Source organism: Halolamina litorea (assembly GCF_026616205.1).
In the GTDB taxonomy this organism is placed as follows: Archaea; Halobacteriota; Halobacteria; order Halobacteriales; family Haloferacaceae; genus Halolamina; species Halolamina litorea.
The window spans coordinates 64,125-82,549 of sequence record NZ_JANHGR010000003.1; the positions used below are offsets into that span (position 1 = coordinate 64,125).

At 66.1% G+C, this 18,425-nt stretch carries 20 protein-coding genes and 1 pseudogene; 15 read left to right on the forward strand and 6 right to left on the reverse strand.

What is annotated here, in order from left to right; all coding sequences use genetic code 11:
• Positions 1 to 65 precede the first annotated feature (65 nt).
• From NO998_RS14615 to NO998_RS14630, 4 genes are all read left to right on the forward strand, one after another.
• Positions 66 to 1,733 (forward strand): hypothetical protein, encoded by a 1,668-nt coding sequence (locus NO998_RS14615; protein WP_267648024.1) that lies wholly within the window; start codon positions 66 to 68, stop codon positions 1,731 to 1,733.
• A gap of 60 nt (positions 1,734 to 1,793) precedes the next feature.
• Positions 1,794 to 2,759 (forward strand): phosphotransferase family protein, encoded by a 966-nt coding sequence (locus NO998_RS14620; RefSeq protein ID WP_267648025.1) that lies wholly within the window; start codon positions 1,794 to 1,796, stop codon positions 2,757 to 2,759.
• 87 nt (positions 2,760 to 2,846) lie between these two features.
• A complete protein-coding gene (locus tag NO998_RS14625) occupies positions 2,847 to 3,149 on the forward strand; it encodes a hypothetical protein (RefSeq protein WP_267648026.1) in 303 nt (100 codons plus the stop codon).
• On the forward strand, positions 3,150 to 3,656 hold the full coding sequence (locus tag NO998_RS14630; protein ID WP_267648027.1) for a PIN domain-containing protein: 507 nt from the start codon (positions 3,150 to 3,152) through the stop codon (positions 3,654 to 3,656).
• Positions 3,657 to 3,716: 60 nt separating this feature from the next.
• Here the strand turns inward: NO998_RS14630 and NO998_RS14635 are convergent, their stop codons facing one another.
• Positions 3,717 to 4,391: an SWIM zinc finger family protein gene (locus tag NO998_RS14635; protein WP_267648028.1), complete on the reverse strand. Its 675-nt coding sequence runs from the start codon at positions 4,389 to 4,391 to the stop codon at positions 3,717 to 3,719.
• Between the two features lie 374 nt (positions 4,392 to 4,765).
• Between NO998_RS14635 and NO998_RS14640 the strand changes: the two genes are divergently transcribed.
• The 4 genes from NO998_RS14640 (at position 4,766) to NO998_RS14655 (ending at position 6,685) form a co-directional block, all read left to right on the forward strand.
• Positions 4,766 to 5,737, forward strand: a complete 972-nt coding sequence (locus tag NO998_RS14640; RefSeq protein ID WP_267648029.1) for a transcription initiation factor IIB — start codon at positions 4,766 to 4,768, stop codon at positions 5,735 to 5,737.
• The gene (locus tag NO998_RS14645; protein WP_267648030.1) at positions 5,721 to 5,957 is read left to right on the forward strand and encodes a helix-turn-helix domain-containing protein; all 237 of its coding nucleotides are present in this window, start codon (positions 5,721 to 5,723) and stop codon (positions 5,955 to 5,957) included. Before NO998_RS14640 ends, NO998_RS14645 begins: the two co-directional genes overlap by 17 nt.
• A 123-nt stretch (positions 5,958 to 6,080) precedes the next feature.
• Positions 6,081 to 6,410 carry a helix-turn-helix domain-containing protein gene (locus NO998_RS14650; RefSeq protein ID WP_345781146.1) on the forward strand — a complete coding sequence of 110 codons (330 nt, stop codon included), beginning with the start codon at positions 6,081 to 6,083 and terminating at the stop codon, positions 6,408 to 6,410.
• Entirely contained in the window at positions 6,407 to 6,685 is a 279-nt protein-coding gene (locus tag NO998_RS14655; RefSeq protein ID WP_267648032.1) for a DUF7521 family protein, read from the forward strand. The genes NO998_RS14650 and NO998_RS14655 overlap by 4 nt, the downstream gene beginning before the upstream one ends.
• Positions 6,686 to 6,710: 25 nt before the next feature.
• Here NO998_RS14655 and NO998_RS14660 read toward each other — a convergent pair whose 3' ends face one another.
• Positions 6,711 to 7,817 (reverse strand): M24 family metallopeptidase, encoded by a 1,107-nt coding sequence (locus tag NO998_RS14660; protein WP_267648033.1) that lies wholly within the window; start codon positions 7,815 to 7,817, stop codon positions 6,711 to 6,713.
• Between the two features lie 195 nt (positions 7,818 to 8,012).
• On the opposite strand from NO998_RS14660, the gene NO998_RS14665 reads away from it, so the two are divergent.
• The 3 genes from NO998_RS14665 (at position 8,013) to NO998_RS14675 (ending at position 11,379) form a co-directional block, all read left to right on the forward strand.
• Positions 8,013 to 8,420, forward strand: coding sequence for a (R)-mandelonitrile lyase (locus NO998_RS14665; RefSeq protein WP_267648034.1), 408 nt, complete (start codon positions 8,013 to 8,015; stop codon positions 8,418 to 8,420).
• An 87-nt stretch (positions 8,421 to 8,507) separates the two neighbouring features.
• Positions 8,508 to 8,660, forward strand: a complete 153-nt coding sequence (locus tag NO998_RS14670) for a hypothetical protein (RefSeq protein WP_267648035.1) — start codon at positions 8,508 to 8,510, stop codon at positions 8,658 to 8,660.
• Between the two features lie 148 nt (positions 8,661 to 8,808).
• The gene (locus NO998_RS14675) at positions 8,809 to 11,379 is read left to right on the forward strand and encodes a cation-translocating P-type ATPase (RefSeq protein WP_267648036.1); all 2,571 of its coding nucleotides are present in this window, start codon (positions 8,809 to 8,811) and stop codon (positions 11,377 to 11,379) included.
• On the opposite strand, the gene NO998_RS14680 is transcribed toward NO998_RS14675, so the two are convergent.
• Both NO998_RS14680 and NO998_RS14685 read right to left on the reverse strand, forming a co-directional pair.
• The gene (locus NO998_RS14680; protein WP_267648037.1) at positions 11,357 to 11,938 is read right to left on the reverse strand and encodes a VIT1/CCC1 transporter family protein; all 582 of its coding nucleotides are present in this window, start codon (positions 11,936 to 11,938) and stop codon (positions 11,357 to 11,359) included. The two genes, NO998_RS14675 and NO998_RS14680, sit on opposite strands and share 23 nt — an antisense overlap.
• On the reverse strand, positions 11,939 to 12,229 hold the full coding sequence (locus NO998_RS14685; protein ID WP_267648038.1) for a DUF211 domain-containing protein: 291 nt from the start codon (positions 12,227 to 12,229) through the stop codon (positions 11,939 to 11,941).
• A gap of 185 nt (positions 12,230 to 12,414) precedes the next feature.
• Between NO998_RS14685 and NO998_RS14690 the strand changes: the two genes are divergently transcribed.
• The 3 genes from NO998_RS14690 to NO998_RS14700 are packed head-to-tail and all read left to right on the forward strand — an operon-like array spanning position 12,415 to position 15,058.
• Positions 12,415 to 13,443, forward strand: coding sequence for an ABC transporter substrate-binding protein (locus NO998_RS14690; protein WP_267648039.1), 1,029 nt, complete (start codon positions 12,415 to 12,417; stop codon positions 13,441 to 13,443).
• Positions 13,440 to 14,282, forward strand: a complete 843-nt coding sequence (locus tag NO998_RS14695; protein ID WP_267648040.1) for an ABC transporter permease — start codon at positions 13,440 to 13,442, stop codon at positions 14,280 to 14,282. The genes NO998_RS14690 and NO998_RS14695 overlap by 4 nt, the downstream gene beginning before the upstream one ends.
• Positions 14,273 to 15,058 carry an ABC transporter ATP-binding protein gene (locus tag NO998_RS14700; protein WP_267648041.1) on the forward strand — a complete coding sequence of 262 codons (786 nt, stop codon included), beginning with the start codon at positions 14,273 to 14,275 and terminating at the stop codon, positions 15,056 to 15,058. Before NO998_RS14695 ends, NO998_RS14700 begins: the two co-directional genes overlap by 10 nt.
• 289 nt (positions 15,059 to 15,347) lie before the next feature.
• On the opposite strand, the pseudogene NO998_RS14705 reads toward NO998_RS14700, so the two are convergent.
• A pseudogene (locus tag NO998_RS14705) lies at positions 15,348 to 15,728 on the reverse strand (PaaI family thioesterase); the annotation flags it as partial.
• Between the two features lie 483 nt (positions 15,729 to 16,211).
• Positions 16,212 to 16,976, reverse strand: coding sequence for a helix-turn-helix domain-containing protein (locus NO998_RS14710; protein WP_267648043.1), 765 nt, complete (start codon positions 16,974 to 16,976; stop codon positions 16,212 to 16,214).
• Positions 16,977 to 17,257: 281 nt separating this feature from the next.
• On the opposite strand from NO998_RS14710, the gene NO998_RS14715 reads away from it, so the two are divergent.
• Entirely contained in the window at positions 17,258 to 18,376 is a 1,119-nt protein-coding gene (locus NO998_RS14715; RefSeq protein ID WP_345781142.1) for an oxidoreductase, read from the forward strand.
• Positions 18,377 to 18,425 lie beyond the last annotated feature (49 nt).

Consider the following 18,425-nt stretch of genomic DNA (forward strand, 5'->3'; position numbering starts at 1 on the left):
GCCGACGGACCCTCGGGGTCGTCGACGCGAGGGCGGTCCAGTACGCGCTCCGCCGGAGGCCGCCGGTGAGTGACGGGCGAGGGGCGGGAACGCAGGAAACCACGGTGCGCCGAGTCGGCGACGACGGCGTCACTCGAGTCGGCAGCGACGAACTACACCGCGGTGACCGAGTGCTTGTCTACCCCGGAGAGGCCATCGGCGTCAGCGGCGAGATCGTCGAGATCGATCCCTCCGGCGACGCCAGTGGCGCCGAGGTCGTAGCCTCAGCCGGCGAGCGGCGGCCCGCAGCGCTCGGCACGACCGTCCGGGCCGACGATCGACTGCTCGGCGCCACGGCCGTCGTCGAAGTCGACGGGGCGTTCCTCGTCCCGCTACTGGCCAGCTCGCTTCGGGGAGTGGCGAACTCTCGGGTCGCCGTCGCCGCACTCGTCGTCCTCGTCGCGCTCCTCGGGAGCGGACTCGGGGTCTACGCCCCGATCGGGGCGTTCCTCGGGCTCACGGAGAACGGGACCGAAGCGGCCCCCACCGTACCGCCGGCACCACCAGTCGAGGTGGCCCCTCCGCGACCGGTCGGTTCCCTCGACAGAACTGAGACGCCGTCCTCGACCGACGGCACCCCAACCGGGACCGTCGTACCGACGCCGTCCGGCGAGACCCAACCCTCGGACGGGGTGACGACGACCGACTCAGTCGAGACACCCGGTGACGCGACGTCGACGCCACGTGCGACCCCTGTGCAGATCACACTGAGCTTCCCGGACCGCACCGAGACGAGCGAGCGCACACCCCCCGTCCCGGTCGACGTGAGCCTGCGAATCGACGAAGCTGACCCGGCACCGATCCGGACCACCGACGGGACGCTGGGAACCGTCAGCGGAACGGTCGAGGGTGAACTCACGTGGACCGGGAGCGCGACGGACGCCGTGCTCGTCGTCCAGACCTGGACGCGCGACGACGGCTGGACGGAGGTCCGTCGGGTCACGGTAGACGCTACAAGCCCCGTCTCGCTCGCCGACGCGCTCGGAGAGACCGTCTACGCGAGCGGCAGTCGAGCGCGGGCGTTCGAGAACCCAGCGGCCGGGACGACCCGACTGACCGAAGGGCGGGTCGCGGTCACGGCCGTGCTGTTCGACGGTGCCGACGAGGTCGGACGGACCACCGCAGAACGGGCGTTCACCGCCGCCGTCACGAACACCGGCGCCGGGAGCGGGCCGCTGGACCTGACCCTCGGCAGCAGCGGGACGGCGACCGTCGTTGACTTCGGCGGCGACGGCAGCCTCGGGACGGCGGCTGACGCCGCCGCGCTGCCCGGAAGCAACGGCTCGGCCACCGTCTCACTACGGAACGACGGCACCCGGTCCGGGTTCGTCCGGGTCGAAGGTATCGTCTCCGACTCGGCGGAGAACGGGCAGACGGGGGCCGAATCGGTCGTCGACGCGACCGGCGGCGACCCCGGCTTCGGCGCCGGGGAACTCGACGGTGCCGTCGAGGTCCGGATCAGCGCGACGTTCGAGAACGGCTCCACCCACTACGTCGTCGGCGACGCGAGCGGCTTCAGGCCGCTCTCCTCGCTCGAAGCCGACCTCCCGGTCGGGCCCCTCGATGCCGGGGAAAGCCTCGACGTGCTCGTGGAGTTCCGACTGCCGGCGTCGGTCGGCAACGAAGTCCAGACCGACAGCGTGGTCGTGGACTTCACCTTCACGCTCACCGAGGCCCCACAGAGCACGGACTAACCCTCTCGGGACTGGCTGGGGCGACAGAAGTTAGTCGGTCCCGCCGCAGCTATCGGGTCCGTGTTCACTCACACTGCCATCCGGGACGCCCTCCAAGCAGTCAACGAGCACGAATCGGCAGTCGCCACGATACTCGCCGTCGACGCCGGGACGAACCACAGCTACCGGATCACGTTCGAAGACGGCTCCCGACGGCTTCTGAAGGTGGGGACGCGCTTCCCCGACGCGTTCCCGGCGGAGCCGAAGACGATGGCAGTTCTCGGCGAGCGAACCGATATCCCCGTCCCGCAGGTCTACGGAATGGGGGAATCGCCACTCGGCTACCCCTTCGCTGTCTACGAGTTCGTCCCGAGTGCGGACGCTGATGACGGGCGGGTGAGTGACCTCCCGCCTGCGGCGGCCGAGCAACTCTGTCGAGAGGCCGGAGAGAACCTCGGTGCGCTCCACCGGGAGACGCTTCCGGCGTTCGGCCCGGTCGGCGTCGACGGTGACGGTTTCGTGGTCACCGACGAGATGCCGTTCCGAGAGATGCTCCGCGGGTCACTGGACCGCCAACTCTCGCTGCTCCGTGAGACCCCCTTCTCGGGTCGGTGCGAGGCACTCGGCGAACTCAGCGAGGAACTGATCGAACGTATCGACAGCGAGGCCCTACGGCCGGCGCTCGCCCACGGGGACTACCGCCTCGAAAACCTCGCCGTCGACCCGACGGCCGAGCAGGTGACGAGCGCGGTGCTCGACTGGGAGCGACCGACGGCGACCGACCCGCTCTGGGACGCGGTGATGGCGAAAGCGCTGCTCACGGCCGGCTACGGGCTCGACGAGGAGTTCCGCCGGTCGCTCGAAGCGACGTTCTGGGATGCCTACGGGGACGGAGCGAGCGGCACCGCCAGACGGGCGTGCTACGAACTGCTCGCTCGAGTCCGGCTTGCCCGGCACCTCGACGAGGAGGTGGGTGGTGAGTCAGCAACGGCGGTCAGTGCCCGGGTCCGGGAACACGAGCGCGCGTTCGACCGCTTGCTGGCGTGAGGTCGGTTGGCCGGGGGGCCCGGGGGATTGCGGCTCACAACGTACACACGCAAACGCCTAAGTGAACGCACTTACAACGTACACACGATGAGCAGCGACAAGAAGCGCGTCCAGTTCCGCGCGCCGAACCGGCTGATCGACCGGGCCGACGCGCTCGCGTCGGTGCTCGGCGAGGACCGCACCGACGTGCTCGTGACGGCGCTCCGGGAACACCTGCAGGAGGCCGCCCACGACGACGCGCTGGTCCAAGAGATCGCCGCCGCCTACTACGACGACGAGATCGGCTACGATCAGCTCAAGTCCCTCGTCGGCGCCGAGGAGGCGGCCAACCTCCGGGTGTTGAAACAGCAACTCGACGAGGGCTTCGTCGACGAGGTCGCTGAACAGTAGATGGCGGTCCTTATCGCCGACACCTCCGGCGTGGTCAGTCTCGCCGTCGCCGCGGAAACGGACCCTGACCCGCTCTCGCTCACGCTCGATCGGTACGACGTGTTCCTCCCGGAGACCGTCGTCGGCGAACTCCGAGATATCGCCTCCTACGACGACGGCCACGGGGCCGCCGCGCGGGCGGTGCTCGACCGGGCGAACTACACCGTTCGGGCCGTCGACTTGGACGCCGAGTTCCCCCTCGACGACGGCGAGAACGCGGCCGTCACGCTGGCCAACGAAACCGACGCCGAACTGCTCCTCTGTGACGAGTTCAACAGCCTCGGCTTGGTTCACGCCTCGCTCGCGGACACGCGGCTCGTCACGACCCCGACGCTCCTGTCGGTTCTCTCCCGGACCGGGGGGCTATCGGCCGGCGACGCCGAGGGGGTCCTCGACGAGATCAGCGCCGCGCGAAGCTGGGAAGCCAACAGCTACGTGGCGCGAGCTCGGTCGCTGCTGGAACGGTAGCGCAGGGGCCGTTCTCGTTCCGCACGCGAACGATCCAAAACCCGGCCGAGAGCGTCCTTGTTACCGGAACGCTCGCTTGATCCGGCCGTGGGGAAACGCGTAGGTTCGCACAGCGACGCCCCATTCCCGGCAGTAGGCGTCGAGTCGGGCCGGCAAGTCGGCGGGCGCCCACTGACGCCAACCGGCGACGTGTCGGTCGAGGTCGCCCTCGAACACGACCTCGACCACGCGCTCTGCCGGGTCGTTGTCGGGGTTGTAGTCCGCCACGGTCCGCCCGGCGTTGATCTCGTACTCGTCGGCGTGCTCGTCGAGGACACGGATGACCCGCATCAGCCCGCCTCGATCGGTGTGTCGGTCACGGACAGCGGCGCCGGGCGGGAACTCCGCTTCGGGGTCGCCCCAGCCGGGACCGCCCACGTGACGGCCGAGGTCGGGGTCGACGCCCTCGACCCACGGAGGGATCGGCCGTTCGCCGGTCGCGAACTCGACCCGCCGGATGTGCTTGCAGCGACCGCCGCGGTAGCGGTAGTCCGGGCAGGTGCAGGTGCTCGCTCCGAGGTCGACGACGTACGCCGCGCCGGACTCGGAGACGACGACGTAGCGGTCGTCGTCGCCGGCGACCGCGGGCAAGTCGTCGATCACGGTCAAATACTGGGTCAGCGCCAGTTCGTCGCGCCGATCCAGCTCACGCTGGCCCGACTCGGTGGCGCCGTTCGTGGTGTCTGTCGCGATCATCGTGACCGAAGCGGGGCCGGTGTGTCAGTTCCGTACCGACCGCAATCCGGAGATAGCCCGCTTCTCGTCGTAATGGAGGGTCTACGGACGGTTCCGCTTGATGGACCGGATGGCGACGAGATACGACACGGATACTGACAGACTGGATTACGGTTCGCCACCGTGTCGGCGATCAGGCCGGAGCGAGAGCGCATCGATCCCGGTTGGTACTTGAACCGCTTCCACGAGCGCCACGCATCCCAGATCGGAACCGACCGAGGGAACGGACTGCGGATTCCCGGATTGTGGGAATCCGCCACGAACTCATAGATGTGCCACCGCCTACCTTGGAAGAAGGCACCACGCAACTGTCCGGTGCACGCCCGCGCAAGCCCATGACTCCACCACTCACCTCCACGGCCGACCAGCACGAGACAGCCCGGGAACGCGCCGACGCCGAACGCGAAACGGCCGACGAGTGCCCGGAGTGCAGCGGCAACGTCACGCGGGAAGCGGCCCGCGGCGAGCGACTCTGTTCGGACTGCGGGCTCGTCGTCGAGGAAGACGAGATCGATCACGGTCCCGACTGGCGGTCGTTCAGCGGCGACGAGAGCGACGACCGACGCCGGATCGGCGCGCCGGTGACTGAACTCCTCCACGACAAGGGCCTCAGCACGACGATCGGCTGGCAGGACAAGGACGCCTACGGCAACCATCTCTCGGCGAAGAAACGCGAGCGCATCCATAGGCTGCGGACGTGGGACGAGCGGTTCCGCACGAAGGACGCCGGCGAGCGCAACGTCAAGCAAGCCCTCGGGGAGATCGAACGCATGGGTTCGGCGCTCGGCATCGCCGAACCGCCGCGGGAGACGGCCGCAGTGCTCTATCGCCGCGCTGTCGACGAGGGGCTCCTCCCGGGTCGCTCGATCGAGTCGATGGCCACCGCGAGCCTCTACGCGGCGGCGCGCCAGCACGGCACGCCGCGGACGCTGGTCACGTTCGCCGGGGTGAGTCGGGTCGAGCGACTCGAGATCCAGCGGGCCTACCGCTACATCTCGCGGGAACTCGGGCTGTCGATCGAACCGGCCGACCCGCTCCAGTATCTCCGGCAGTACGCCTCGGCCGTCGGCGCCAGCAGCGAGGTCGAGCGACTGGCCCGGGAGCTACTGGAGACGACCAAGGGCCAGGGCGCACACAGCGGGAAGAGTCCGGCAGGGCTCGCGGGGGCCGCCGTCTACGCCGCGGCGACGCTGGCCAACGAGAAGCTCACCCAGGAGGCCGTCAGCGAGGTCGCCGGCGTGAGTCAGGTCACGATCCGGAACCGCTACCAGGAGCTACTGGAGGTGTACGGTGAGCACGGCAACTGACCGCGAAGACGACGGTCTCGAACTGGCCGTGCTCGGGGCCATCGACGCCCGGCCACCGGTCCACATGATTGACCTCGCCGACGCCGTCGGCGAACACCCCGTCGCCGTCGAGCGTGTCTGTAGCCGACTCCACGAAGACGGCTATATCCGTCCGGACACCCACGGTCTCTACACGCCCACCGAGGCGGGCCGGCAGAGACTGACGGACCGGACCCGATAGCTGTCGGCCAGCGAAGCCTCCCCGGACCCCGGGTGAGCGAACCGACCCCGCGGCGACCACCACCATCACCCGATGACGGACAGGAACCCAGCGTACGGCGACACCGGCCCCGCGGTAGGGGATGTGCTCAAGGCGCTGGACGACGACGCGTGCCGGACCATACTGGCCGACCTCTCAGAACCAATGACAGCAAACGACCTGAGCGACAGTTGTGACATCCCGAAATCAACCCTCTACCGGAAACTGGACCTGCTGAGCGAGGCGGCGCTCGTCCACGAGCGGATCGAGGTCGGCACCGACGGCGGCCGGACGACGCGCTACGAGCGCGACTTCAGCGCCGTCACAATCTCCATCGAGGACGACGACACGTTCTCGGTGTCGGTGGACCGGGAGGGGCGCAGCGCCGACGAACGCCTTGCGGAACTCTGGTCGGACATGGGTGAGGAGCTATGATGATGGTCGACTCGGTGATCATCGTGCTGAAGACGATCATCCTCCTGCTCGGCAGCGGGATCACCCTGATCGCGCTCAGGGCCTACCGCCGCACGGGCGAGCCGGCGCTGCGTGCACTCGCGGTTGGCTTCGGGACGATCACCCTCGGGGCCCTCCTCGCGGGCGTCGCCAACCAGATCGTCGGCCTCACCCTCAAACAGGGTATCGTGATCAACAGCCTGCTCGCCGCGACCGGGCTCGCGATCATCCTGTACTCGCTCTACGCCCAGCGGTGAGGTCGAACCTGACGTCGTCCCCCGGTCAGAGAACCCGGAGGTCACGCGAACTCGTCGTGAGCACGTCGGCACCGTTCTCGTCGACGACCACGTCGTCCTCGATCCGAACGCCGCCGAGTCCGCCGACGTAGACACCCGGTTCGACGGTGACCGCGTGACCGACTTCGAGCGTCGCGTCGTTGCCCTCCACGAGGTACGGTGGTTCGTGCCCCTCGAGGCCGAGACCGTGGCCGACACGGTGGGGGAAGTAGTCGCCGTAGCCCGCGTCCTCGATCACCTCGCGGGCGGCGCGGTCGATCTCCTGTAGCTCGACGCCGGGGGCGACGCGGTCGCGTGCGGCCGCCGCGGCCGCTTGTACCACGTCGTAAATCTCGCGGAGTTCCTCGTCGGGGTCGCCGACGGCGACGGTTCGGGTGATGTCGGAGTAGTAGCCCTCGTAGATCACGCCGGCGTCGATCATCACGAGGTCACCCGACTCGACGGCCCGTTCACCCGTGTTGGCGTGGGCGTGGGCCGTCCGCTCGCCGCTGGTGACGATCCCGACGGAGAAGCCGTCGGCCTCGCTCTCCATGACGCGCTTGCGGATCTCCGTCTCGATCCCGGTTTCGGTCATCCCCGGTTCGATCAGGTCGAAGACCTCCCCGAGGACGTCCTCGATGATCCCCGCAGCGGTCCGCATCCGCTCGACCTCCTCGGGGTCCTTTCTCGCCCGCAGGGTCGAGACGGCGTCCTCGATGTCCACGGCGCCCTCGCCCGACGGCGCGAACACCTCCTGTTCGAGGAGTCGCGTCGAGCGGAACTCGACGCCGATGGGGTCCGTGACCGTCCGCTCGGCCCGGAGTCGGTCGAACGCCTCCCGCCCCACTTCGACGGGGTCGGTCGCGTCGCCGTAGGTGAAGCGCTCGGCGTCCGGCAGCGCCTCCTCGATCCGGTCGCCTTCGAGGACCGGGTGGACGACGGCAGGCGGACCGTCGCGGAACAGCACCACGAGCGTCGGCCGCTCGCTCTTGTGCATGTCCAATCCCGTGAAGTACCGCATCGTCTCCCCCGGGGAGAGCGCGACCGTATCGACGCCGACCGGCAGCTCCTCGAAGAGGCGGTCGGTGCGACGGGTAGTGATAGCGTTTGCCATGGTTCTCGTGACGGGAATATCCGCTTAAAGGCCCCGGAAGAGGTGAATCCTGACACCTCATCGCCGGACCGGTCCACGCGAACCCGGGTCCACGCCCCGTCGTGACCAGCGTCCGTCCGTCGACGACGGCGTCGTCGACACCCTCCGGGCAGCGTCGGAATCAAGGTGGCCCACGTGTAACTGGGACTCGAACCCATGGAGATCACTCGAGGCTGTGAAGAACCCACCGTCGACGCCCCGGAGGAAAACTTCACGGGGAGCGTCCGGTTCGACCCCCTGTTTGACGCCCGGGACGAGGCGCGGGCGATAGGGGCGAGCGTGACCTTCGAACCGGGCGCCCGAACCGCGTGGCACACCCACCCGCTCGGCCAGCGACTCGTGGTGACGAGCGGCTGTGGCCTCGTCCAGCGCGAGGGCGGCGAGATCGAGCGCATCCGGCCGGGTGACGTTGTCTGGTTCCCGCCGGGCGAGAAACACTGGCACGGAGCGACGCCGGACAAGGCGATGACCCACATCGCCATCCAGGAAGAGCAGGACGGTGAGGCCATCACGTGGCTGGAACACGTCACCGACGAGGAGTACGGCCGGGAGTCCGATCGCTGACTCGCTCCCGAAAACCGGGGCGGGAGCGAGCCGGGTCGGGGCTCGGGGACCAGAACCGCTATATCCGAACTCCGCTTCCTCCCGAGAATGGAGTGTGAGGAGTGTGGCGTCAGCGACGCCCGCGACACTATCGTGCGGTACGAGACCGGTGACGAGGAGAAGATCGCCCTCTGTGAGGACTGTCAGGACGCGTACGCCGAAGGTGGACTCGTCGACGTGGTCGAGCCCCTCAACGACTGACCGATACCCGATCCCTACTTCCCTCCCCTCTGTTGATTCACCGCGCCAACGGAGCGGCCGCGCCGGGAGGCAGGTAGGCCACCCCGAGAGCGCCACCCCGCCGTAGTCGCCGTCGAACAAAGGTCCCGCGTGGCCACCACTGACGGGAATGGACTGGTTCGAGCGCCCGGTGGAGGCGGTCCTCGATGAGCTCGGGACGACCCCAGCCGGGTTGGACGCCGAGACGGCCCGGGAGCGTCGCCGCGAGTTCGGGCCGAACGAGATCACGGGCGAGGAGGCCCGAAGCCCGGTTCGCATCCTCCTGAGCCAGTTCACCAGCGCGCTGATCTGGGTGTTGATCGCCGCCGCGGCGCTGTCGGTCGTCGTCGGCCACGTCGTCGACGCCGCCCTCATCGGGACGATCCTGCTCGTGAACGGCGTCTTCGGCTTTCTGCAGGAGTACCGGGCCGAGCGCAGCCTCGACGCCCTCCGCGACATGGCGACCCCGACGGTCACCGTTCGCCGGGACGGGGCCGAACGGGAGATCGAGGCGACTGCGCTCGTCCCGGGGGACGTGATCCGGCTCGAGCAGGGTGCGGTCGTTCCGGCCGACGCCCGACTGATCGAGGCGGGGAGCCTCGAAGTGGACGAGTCGGCGCTCACCGGCGAGAGCGCCCCCGTCGGGAAAACGGTCGAGCCGGTATCTCCGGGGACACCGCTGGCGGAACGCTCGAACATGGTCTACAAGGGGACGAACGTGAGTCGCGGGAGCGGCCTCGCGGCCGTCGTGGCGACCGGGATGGGGACGGAGGTCGGCTCGATCGCAACCGCGCTCCTCGGCGCCGAGGACCGACGGACACCGCTGCAACGCGATCTGGACCGGCTCGGCCGGCGACTGGGCGTCGCCGTCGTCGTCCTCTCGGCGATGGTCGTGCCGCTTCTGTGGCTCGGCGGCGAGGGGCCGGTACTCGCGGCCCTGACGGCGGTCTCGCTGGCCGTCGCCGCCGTCCCGGAGGGGCTGCCGGCGGTCGTCACGCTGACGCTGGCCCTCGGGGTCAGGCGAATGGCGGCCGAGAACGCCCTCGTCAGGACGCTCCCGGCCGTCGAGGCGCTCGGCGCCGTCGACGTGGTCTGTACCGACAAGACCGGCACGCTGACCGAGGGCGAGATGCGCGTCCAGCGGCTGTGGGTCGACGACGAGACCGTCGCCGTGGACGGCGACGCAGGTGACGACGCCACCGACGAGCGCGTCGATCGGCTCCTCGAGATCGGTGCACTCTGTAACGACGCCACCGCCGACGACGGGGACCCGACCGAACGGGCACTCGTGGCGGCCGCCGAACACCGACACGACGTCGAGAAACTTCGGGAGCGACGCCCGCGACGGGACGCGGTCGCGTTCTCCGCCGAACGAAAGCGGATGGCGACGATCCACGACGACGTGATCTACGTCAAGGGCGCCCCTGAGGAGGTCCTCTCGCGCTCGACGCGGCTCCTCGGTCCGGATGGAGCCGTTCCTCTCGACCACGACGCGCGAGAGCGCGTCCACCGGCAGGTGTCGTCGTTCGCCGAGGACGCGCTCCGAGTGCTGGCGTTCGCGTTCAAACGCCCGTCCGACGACAGCGACCCCGAGGAGAACCTCGTCTTCGTCGGCCTCCAGGGGCTGATCGACCCGCCACGCGCGGAGGTCGAGGAGGCGATCGCGGAGACCCGACGTGCGGGAATCGGCGTGAAGGTCATCACCGGCGACAACGCAACGACGGGTCGGGCCGTCGCCGCGCAGGTCGGCGTCGACTCGGCCGTGCTGACCGGCGCGGAGATCGACGCGATGGACGACGAAACCCTCCGGGAGCGGGTCGAGTCGGTCGACGTGTACGCCCGCGCGGAGCCGGCCCACAAGGTCCGCATCCTCACCGCCCTGCAGGCGAACGGCCACACGGTCGCGATGACCGGCGACGGCGTCAACGACGCGCCGGCGCTCAAGAACGCCGACGTGGGGATCGCCATGGGGGTTCGCGGGACGGACGTCGCCAAGCAGGCGAGCGACATCGTACTCCTCGACGACAACTACGCGACGATCCGGACGGCGATCAAGCGCGGGCGGACCGTCTTCGACAACGTCTGGAAGTTCGTCGCCTACCTCCTCAGCGCGAACGTCGCCGAGGTCGCCGTCGTCTTCGTGGCATCGCTGTTCGGCTACCTCGTGCTCCCGGCGGTGCAACTGCTCTGGATCAACCTCCTGACCGACGGACTCCCGGCGCTGGCGCTCGGGACCGACCCCTCGGGGGACGTGATGGATCGTCGTCCCCGTGAACGGGTCCGGGGGATCGTCGACCGGCCGATGGGCACCCTGATCGCCGGTGCCGGCCTGACCGCGACGGTGCTGATGCTCGGACTGCTGTTCGGCCTGCTCGATGGGGCGCCGGCGGTCACGCCCTACGTCATGACGATGGTGTTCACCGGCTTCGTCGGGCTGGAGTTCGTCAAACTGTACGTCGTCAGATGGACCCGAGGCACGCCGATGGCCTCGAACCGCTGGCTCGCGGTGGCGGTGGCGACGTCGTCGCTCCTCCACCTCGCGGTGCTGTACACGCCGATCGGGGCGTACTTCGGGACGGTCCCGCTGACCGCCGCCGATTGGACGGTCCTCGCAGGGGTGCTGCTCGCCGGCGCCCCGGCGCTGTTCCTCGTCGGCTGGCTCGTCCGACGCCGGACGGTCAGCCCGGCAGGAAGACGTTGATGAGCGCGACGACGAGCCCCGCGAGGGCCATCCGCGCTGCCGAGACGTACCACCGCTGGCCCGACACTGACGCCATGTAGGCGCCGAAAACCGCGAGCACCCCGATACCCAGCGAGACGCCGAGAACGCCGGCCTCGGTCATCGAGAGCGCGGACCCCTCGAAGGCGAAGGGCACGAGCGGGACGGTCACACCGATGAGTGGACCGAGCCCGCTCGCGGCCGCGTGGACCACCCGAGCCCCCTGCTGGGCGCGCTCAATCCGGGTGTCGTCGAGGTCGGTAAGCATGGCGCGTTCGAGCCGCCTGATCTCGGCTTTCGTCTCGGCGCGCTCGATCTCCCAGACGCTCCAGACCGCGGAGGTTCCCAACCCGACAGCGGCGCCGAGCCCGATCTTGATGACGGTCATGCCGTCCGGGATCCCCGAGAGGACGGCGCCGACGACGACGCCGACGCTGGTGAGGGTCCCGTCGAAGCCGTTGGAGATGAAGTAGCGTCTGGCGATCGAAAGCGTCTCCTCGTCGTCGAGGACGGCTCGGAGGAGTCGCTGTGCCGAGGCCATCTAGCGGTCCTGTGGGGTCCGCCGGTCCTCGGCAACGTACTCGCCGCAGGCGACGTGGTCGATCGAGTGGACGGTTCCCCCGAGATCGTCGACGGCCGACTCGACGGCGTTGTAGTCCAGCGCGTCCCCTTCGACGGTCAACTTGACGTTCTGGACCTCCTTGTCGAGTTCGATGAGCGACGCCGTCGCCGCCGCCACGCTCTCGGCGCCGGAGACGTGGTCGGTGAACTCCAACAGCGAGGGGTCGTGGGGTTTCAACACGTCGAGGACGATCCGGCGCAGGTCGTTCATGGCTACGTGTGTACACGTCAGCGGGCTTAATACTGCGGACGGGGGTGACGCTCCTGCCGTCGCGCCTCGCTGGGAGGGATTTCGCCGGGTTACTGATCGGTGAGAGCTTTGACCAGGCATAGATATTAACTCGGCACTCTGAGATCACAGATATTATTAGGATTGGTTCCAGTTTTGTTAACAGCATGGTCGATATCTCACGTCGGAGACTACTCCAGAAAGCGGGCGCGACGACCGTTGCTACGGCAGGGGTCGCCGGCTGTCTCGGTCAAGGGGACGGGTCGCTCGATTCCGTCTCGGTCGCGTACGTCCCGATCTATCCGAACATGCAACACTACGTGATGGAACAGGAGGGGTTGTACGAGGACGTCCCGGCGGAGGTCTCGGTGGAACGGTTCAGCTCAGGCCCCAGCGTCGTCAAGGCGTTTGCCAGCGGTGACGTCGACGTTGCGCTGGTCGGGATCACGCCGGCGATGGTGCTCGCGGACAAAGGCACCGACGCCGGCGTTCTCGCCGCAAACTCGAGGAACGGATTCAAGGTTATGGGGACGACCGAACTCGTCGAGCGCTACGAAGCGGAAGGGCCAGCCGCGTTCGAGCGCTTCGAGGAGGAGCATGGTCGCAAAGTACGGTTCGGGGCTCCGCCGGACGGCAGCGTTCCGGACATCCTCCTCCGGTATTGGATCCAAGAGGACCTCGGCGCCGGGGAAATGGAGTCCGTCATCGACAAGTCCAAAGTCCCGCCAGCGAAGGCAGTTCAAACGATTCAGTCGGGAGACATCGACGCGACGGTCATCCAGGAGCCGTTCGCGACGATTATCGGTCAGGAGGACGGTTTCGGCGAACTCGCGTGGTCCGGTAACGTCCTCAAGAACCACCCGGTCACGGTCCTGTTCGCCAACCATCGGGTGCTCGATGACAGCGAGGTCGCACAGTCGTTGGTCGAACAGCACGTCGCGGCGACCGAGTTCACGGCGGGCTCGCCGGACGCGGCCGCGACCCACGCCGCGTCCGTTATCGGCTCCGGCGTGAGCGAGGAGCTGGCGGCGGCCGCCATGGAGTCGAAGGCCTCCGACTTCATCTCGGACCCACACGCCATCACCGATCAGGCAGCGAAGATGGGCGAGTTCGTCGCCAACGTCGGCAACATCGGCGAACCGATCGCGACGGAGGACCTGTTCGCGTTCGAACCCTACGATGCCAGCAACCGATGAGCACGCAGACCGACACCAGCTCCGACACGGTCGTCGCCGGCAGCTTCGAGGGAGACCTGCGTCGGTACCTACGCGGGTTGGGCGGGCTCCTCGCCTTCCTCGCCGTCTGGTGGGTCGGCGCGATAACGACACAGCCGTCGTATCTGGTCCCGAGCCCCCTCGATTCGGCACGGGCGTTCGCCGACTTGTTCACGACTTCGGCCGAGATCGTTGTCCCGGTTCTCGGGTCGAACCTAGTGCTGCCGACCGGGCTCGCGCACTTGGCACAGACGTTGTTCCACTACGTGCCCGGACTGCTTCTCGGTGCGGCCTGTGGGATGGGTCTCGGACTGGCGATGGGCTGGAACGGCGCGCTCGACGACTGGCTGCGACCGCTCGTCCGGGTACTGCGGCTGATCCCGCCACTGGCGTGGGTCGTCTTCGCGATCGTCTGGTTCGGCATCCATCATACCGGGGCAGCATTCATCGTGTTCGTCGGCGCGTTCTGGATCAACTTCTACGGGGCCTACGGTGGCGTGGAAGGCGTCTCGAGCGACCTGACCGACGCGGCGTCGACGCTCGGCGTGGAGCGTGACCTCTCGATGCTAAAGCTCGTCGCGCTCCCGAGTGCCGCTCCCCAACTACTGACCGGGTTCCGGACGAGTATCGGTCGCTGCTGGATGATCGTCGTCGGCGCCGAACTGTTCGGCGCACCCGGCGTCGGCTACGAGATCATCAACGCCTCGAACAACCTCGCGATGGCGACGAGCGTGGCGTACATGATCCTGATCAGCGTGGCGTTCCTCTGTATGGACGTCGGGTTCCGGCTGCTCGAACGGAGGGTCCTCGCATGGCGTTGAGGTCGGACGGACCCGATCGGGACCGACCCGAGAAGATCAGTATCGAGAACGTCAGCCGGTCCTACGAGTCGACCCGAGCGCTCGCCGACGTGTCGTTCTCGATCGAGGAGGGTGAGTTCTGCTGTGTCGTCGGCCCGTCCGGGTGTGGGAAGACCACGCTGTTGCGGGCGGTCGCCGGGCTCGACGATCCGGACGACGGGTCAATACGCGTCGGCGGGGAGCCGGTCACCGGGCCCGGACTGGACAGAGGGATGGTGTTTCAGGAGTACGCGCTGTTCCCTTGGCGGTCGGTCCGTGGGAACATCCGGTTCGGCCTCGACCGTCCGGCGTGTGACTGTGCGGACTGTGAGGCGCGGGTCCGAGAGTTGATCGACCTCGTCGGCCTCGACGGCTTCGAGTACGCGTATCCGAAGGAGTTGTCCGGCGGCATGAAACAGCGCGTCGGGATCGCCCGCGCGCTCGCCGTAGATCCCGAGATCCTTCTGATGGACGAACCGTTCGGCAGTCTCGACGCCCGGACGCGCGACAGGCTCCACGCCGAACTGCTCGACATCTGGGCCCGAACCGGACAGACCGTGATGTTCGTCACGCACGACATCGACGAGGCGGTGATGCTCGCTGATCGGGTGGTCGTCATGGGTACAGACCCGGGAACGGTGCAGGCGACGTTCTCGGTCGACCTGGAGCGTCCCCGTGAACGGACGACCCGTGAGTTCGTGGACCACGTCGCGCGTATCAGGGCCGAACTCGGCGGTTCGAGCGACAGTACCCAATAGTGTCGCTCGCGACGCGGGGAAAATCAACGGAAAACGAATCGACCCTCCGAAGCGACGGGTCGACCCGTGTGGTAGTTGAGACTCACCCTATCAATGCATACGCTTCCGAGATACAGTATCCTAATTTTCAACTGGGTGACTTACTTGTGGGAGAATTTATAAAATACGGCCCCCCCACATCTCGAAGAAATCTACAAAATACAGCGTACTGGACGACGGGTTACTCCTCGACGTGGTCTGAAAGTTGGCCACCCGTTCCTTGGAGCCATGGCGTGTCCTGTTCCACGTCTCCAGTCTTGTAGACGCCGCGGGCGGTGGCGACGTGGTTGTCGTCCGCGTCGTTGATATCGATGTTCACGACAGCAACGTTCCCGCCCTCACGGATGACCTCAGCTTTGGCGTAAAGGTCGTCAGTCGCCGGCGAAAGGTAATCAATCCGTAAATCGACAGTCGGCGTAGGCTGGTGGAACAGCGACATGACAGCTGCCCCACCAACGGTATCGGCTAACGAGCTGGTGACGCCGCCGTGTGCGATCTCCCTACCCGGAACTGAAGAAAGCTCGTTGCGCATCTCGACGTTCCCCTCGGCGAGCCCTTGTTCGGCTGTTGTGATGTCGATACCGACCAGATTCGCGAATGGCATGTGCGCCAGAATTTCGGTGAGTTCCATACTGAATCTAAGCGCTGTAACTAGAGAACACGTTGCGTGCGTCGACGGCACTTGCGGAGTGCGGCGTCGATATCAGGGTACCGGGACAACCCAGTCGATTCGACGTGTCTCGGGTCTCTGCTGCGTTCGATGGGAGAGACCGATAAGCTGGGTTCGGACGCCCGAGTCCGCGTCCGTACGCGGAACCCGCCACTGCGGGCGTTGTATGCCGCGACCGTAATCGGAATGTCGTCATGAAGAAGCCACGCCAATTTCTATCACATCGAACCATTCTCGGCGCCGGGTTCGTCCGGAAAGTCGATGACACCGCCGTGTTTTCGTTATTTATCACGGCGTTGAGTACCACTCGACCGGATATAATTCTCTATTCGGCAAATGCCAACAACAAGGTGTCTGAGGAGATAGTGGGAATCCTCGTCTGCTATCATTTAAGTTTCGATACGACGTTCCAGCGACGCTTGGAGTCGGATCCGACCCTCAAAATCAGCTTGGGAGTTTGTCACACTGAAGCGACCAGTTACCATCAGCCGACATTGACTTAGAGACGAAACATCCGATAATCCAAGATTCGGCCTCCTGTAAGCGATACTGGAGTGTCGAGTGCGGAATAGACAGTTCGTCTGCGATGTCGGCCATCGAAGCGTCACGCGGCGTCTTGTAATAGCCCATTCGAACCGCCGTTTCGACTGCCTCTCGCTGTTCGTTGGGAAGTTCTGCAAGTGAAACTCCCTCGTCAGCCCAGTGTGTGGGTTGTTGTATCTGCTGGAACGAGACCGAGAGCCCGTCACGCAACTCGTCTTGAATCGCCTCGTAGAGCCCGCTCGGATCGCCACCCTCGCGCATCAGGAATCGCCAGTGATACTGGTTTGATCGACGCTCGACAGCACAGACAAAGCCCTCTCTGAGGAATATACAGGCCAACTGCGGGATCGAACAGCAGTCACCTATAGTCGGTCGATACGTGTAGAACGTTCGCCGAGAATGGTGACTTTCGATGAGTTCGTGCTCCCAATCTGTGTGACAATGACGCGATCCAACACACTCGTTGCAGTGTTGTGTACTGAGATACACGTCCTCAATGCGTTCGAGTGCCGTTTCGGGTCCAGCGATACGATCGACTCGCCACATACTGTCGCCCGACACATGACAGTTCGTCGTCCGAGAATGCATCTCTGGATGGTCGATGAACACGTCCATCAAGGGGTCTACCCCCTCTTCGTACTCGATTGTGATCGCAAACTCCCGCATACGCATCGATTCGTACATATCCAAGAAAATGTGCCGGTATAGGGCCGGGGTGGATGTGAATTTGACTCATCAGGCATCTCATTCTATAGCGATTAGTGTTCCTAGTCCGCTATTCGACGAGACCAATCCGCCGTCTGTCTCTCGATCTTCAAGCCAGATTGGTATGAATAACGACGCTAATTACGATCTCAGGTTTGATCTCCGAGTACTCTCGTCCACTTCCGGTGAATTCGGTATATACTGAACTACTCGTTAATGACGACACCCCCATAGCGGACACCGTGACGTTGTTCGACACAACTACGCTGAACGAGTTGTCCCTGGAGAACCGAATCGGTCTCGCACCAATGACACGTGTGAGCGCCACCGACGACGGCCGTGCAACCGAGTTGATGGCACAGTACTACCGGCGGTTCGCCGAGGGAGGGTTTTCGTTCCTCGTCACCGAGGGTGCGTACCCCGACGAGGTGTACAGTCAAGGGTATCTAAATCAACCGGGTCTAGCGACCGACGAGCATGTCGAGTCTTGGCGACAGGTAACCGAAGCGGTCCATGACGCCGGTATACCTATTCTCGCGCAACTGATGCACGCCGGCGCACAAACCCAAGGGAACCCTCACGTAGACGGGGAGCAAGCGATCGCACCGTCGTCGGTCCAGCCGAATGGGAAGAAAGCTGAATCGTTCGGTGGGAGCGGCGAGTTCCCTACGCCGAAAGCAGCCACGGTCGACGAGCTTACCGAAATCCGGGAATCATTCGTCAGTTCGGCAAAGAATGCCCGGAGCGCCGGATTCGACGGAGCCGAAGTACACGCCGCGAACGGCTACCTCCTCCACGAGTTCCTCTCGGCTGATTTCAACCAGCGTGACGACGAGTACGGTGGCACACCTGCGAACCGCGTGCGTTTTCCGCGTGAAGTGGTCGCCGCAGTCGAGGAGGCAACGCCCGATGATTTCGTCGTCGGCGTCCGTGTCTCACAGACGGCAGTCTCTGACGAGGAGTACCGGTGGCCGGAAGGCGAAGAAGCTGCAGCGGTGTTCTTCGAGCAATTCTCCGCAGCCGGCGTGGATTACATTCACGTCACCGAACCGGACGCTACCACTCCAGCGTTCGGCGACAAGGGACCAACGCTGGCCGAAGCTGCGGCCGAGTATTCAACTGACGACACAGTCATCATTGACAACGGCGGGCTCGGTACGCCTGACGCGGCACGGGAGAAGATTGAGGCCGGTGCCGACCTCGTGACACTGGCGACAAGTGCACTTGCCAACCCAGACTGGCCCAACCGTGTCGCCGATGGCGATGAGTTGACCGCGTTCGACCCCGCCGATTACCTTGTCCCGTCGGCAGAACTTTCTGATCACGAGGTCTCAAAAGACAGCGCTCCAGCGGACGACTAACCTCACGAGTTTAAACCACTGCTTGAACCAGTCGAACCACACGACGATC